Consider the following 2515-nt stretch of genomic DNA (forward strand, 5'->3'; position numbering starts at 1 on the left):
CCCAGCACGGCCAGCGCGGCGGGTCGCAGCCCGGGCCGCTTAGTCTTCTGATTCGGACTCATCGTCGGCGTCATCGGCGCGGCGGTAGTAGGAGGCATCGCGGCCGGGGCGGGGCTCGCGGGGGGGCGGGGCAAGGTTTCCTTCGACGACAACGACAATTTCTCCTTTAATAGTGGGCCGGGCCGCAAAGTCAGCCTCCAGGCTGGCCAGCGTGCCGGTCACGGTTTCTTCAAACAGTTTGGTGAGCTCGCGGCTGACGGAAGCCGGCCGCGACGGCCCCAGCACTTCGGCCAGCTGCCCCAGCGTTTTCACGATGCGGTGCGGCGACTCGTAGAAAATCATGGTGCGGGTTTCCGTGGCCAGTTGCAGCAGGCGCGTCTGCCGCCCCTTTTTAGCCGGCAAAAAGCCCTCGAACGTGAATCGCTCGGCCCCAAAGCCCGACTTCAGCAGCGCCGGCACGAAGGCTGTAGCGCCGGGCAGGCACTCCACGCCCAGGCCCTTAGCCAGGCACTCGCGCACCAACAGAAACCCGGGGTCGGAGATGCCGGGCGTGCCGGCGTCGCTCACCAGGGCCATGGTTTCGCCTTTTTCGAGGCGTTCGAGCAGGCGCGGCACCTGCTGGTGCTCGTTGTGCAGGTGGTAGGAGAGGAGCGGCTTTTTCAGGCCCAGGTGCTGCATCAGGCGGCCGCTGGTGCGGGTGTCTTCGCAAAGCACCGTGCCCACCTCGCCCAGCACCCGAATGGCGCGCAGCGTAATGTCTTCGAGGTTGCCAATAGGCGTGGGTACAAGGTACAGAACCGTGGGAGTGGGCATAAAGCAAAGGTACGGGGCGCACGTCAGGGATAGGGGATAGGGAATGAGGGATACGGAATGTTGAAATCCATTTCCCGATGCCCCGTCTCTTATTCCCTATTCCGTATCCCTCATTGTAGCAGATACCGGCTGGCCACGGCATCAATGGCGGCCGCCAGCCGGTGGTCGCGGGCCGTCACGGTATTGCCCGCGTCGTGGGTGCGCAGGCGGAATTCCACCACGTTGTACTCGTTGCTGAGCCAGGGGTGATGGTCGAGCCGCTCGGGCTCGGCCGCTACTTCGGTAAGGAAGGCGAAAGCCGTGCGGAAGTCGCGGAACCGGAACGTGCGAGCCAGGCTGTTATCGATATTATTCCACATGATTTTTACTATATTTAAGGATGCATCCTGGCAGTAAGCCGGGCCGTGGGGCAAAACCCAAACGACCAAACCAAAGTACACCGTTTCCGATACTTCCTGCCCTCATACCCCCATACCCTCATACCCTAAAAAATGGCCATCGACCCGAATAACCGCCCCATCCGCGTCATCAACGACGACACGACCAACGAAGAAATGGAAGCCGGCCACCACATCCCCAACGCCGACCCGCCCAAGAACGAGGCGGCCCGCGGCGGCTTCGGCAACCGCGACGGCAAAGAGGGCTTCGGCTCCGACACGGCCGGCGGCTCCACGGCCCTGGGCGTGAACGAAACCGCCGACAACATGGCCCCGCCCGCCGACAATATGCGCTCGGAGGACGAAGGCCGCGACGACCGCGCCAACCAGGACCTGCCGCCCCTTGACGACTATACCGACAGCATCGTGCCCAGCGGCCGCCCCGTCGATGAGCTCGACGTGCACGACCGCCGCCCCGGCGTGGATGAGATGCTGAACCCCAACTCCCGCGTGGGCATGGGCCAGATGGAGCCCAAGCCCATCAAGCCCATCACCGGCACCGATACCAACGCCGACCTCAACGACCCCAACGCCACCGATACGGCCATCGACCAATAGGTCGCGTTTGATAACAAAAAAGGCTAGATAGAACGTCATGCTGAGCTTGTCGAAGCATCTTTACTGCGAGAGTAATCATTTACTATTGCGGTAGGGATGATTCAACTTCGCTCAGCATGACGTTCTTTTTTCGGCGGCCTCTGCCCATGCTTTTCCCATTTCGCTTCTCGTGAGCCGCTACGCCACCACCGACCTGCACGGCTGCCTGCACACTTTCCGCCGCCTCGTGGAAGACGAGCTGCGCCTGACGCCCGCCGATGAGCTGTACCTGCTGGGCGACTACGTGAACAAGGGCCCCGACAGCAAGGGCGTGCTCGATTACCTGATGCACCTGCAGGCCAGCGGCTTTCAGGTGCATTGCCTGCGCGGCAACCACGACCAAGCCCTGCTCGACGACGCGCGCCATCGCAAGCGCTGGGCCTGGCTGGGGCTGCCCGGCCGCCAGCCCACGCTACGCAGCTTCGGCGTGCGGCGGGCCAGTGACATTGAGCCTCACTACATCGCGTGGCTCGACGCGCTGCCTTATGAGATTGAGCTGCCTGATTTCGTGCTGGTGCATGCCGGCTACGATTTCGCCCTTCCGCCCGCCGAGATGCGCCAGGATTACCTCACCATGCTCAGCATCAAGAAATTCGTGCTCGACCCCGTGCGTCTTGGCGGCAAGCGGCTGCTGCACGGGCACGTGCCCCGGCCGGCGGCGCAGGTGC

4 protein-coding genes are annotated in these 2515 nt (G+C 63.3%); 2 read left to right on the plus strand and 2 right to left on the minus strand.

Going from position 1 to position 2515, the window contains the following annotated elements; all coding sequences use genetic code 11:
* Positions 1-39: 39 nt before the first annotated feature.
* Together rsmI and ACYVDE_RS20105 are read right to left on the minus strand one after the other, a co-directional pair.
* Positions 40-813 (minus strand): 16S rRNA (cytidine(1402)-2'-O)-methyltransferase, encoded by a 774-nt coding sequence (rsmI, locus tag ACYVDE_RS20100; RefSeq protein WP_460503318.1) that lies wholly within the window; start codon positions 811-813, stop codon positions 40-42.
* 110 nt (positions 814-923) lie between these two features.
* The gene (locus ACYVDE_RS20105; protein WP_460503319.1) at positions 924-1172 is read right to left on the minus strand and encodes a 4a-hydroxytetrahydrobiopterin dehydratase; all 249 of its coding nucleotides are present in this window, start codon (positions 1170-1172) and stop codon (positions 924-926) included.
* 132 nt (positions 1173-1304) lie between these two features.
* On the opposite strand from ACYVDE_RS20105, the gene ACYVDE_RS20110 reads away from it, so the two are divergent.
* Together ACYVDE_RS20110 and ACYVDE_RS20115 are read left to right on the plus strand one after the other, a co-directional pair.
* Entirely contained in the window at positions 1305-1808 is a 504-nt protein-coding gene (locus tag ACYVDE_RS20110) for a hypothetical protein (protein WP_460503320.1), read from the plus strand.
* A 169-nt stretch (positions 1809-1977) separates the two neighbouring features.
* Positions 1978-2515 (plus strand): metallophosphoesterase family protein (locus ACYVDE_RS20115; RefSeq protein ID WP_460503321.1); only part of this gene is annotated, 538 nt, incomplete at its 3' end.

Source organism: Hymenobacter agri (assembly GCF_054778495.1).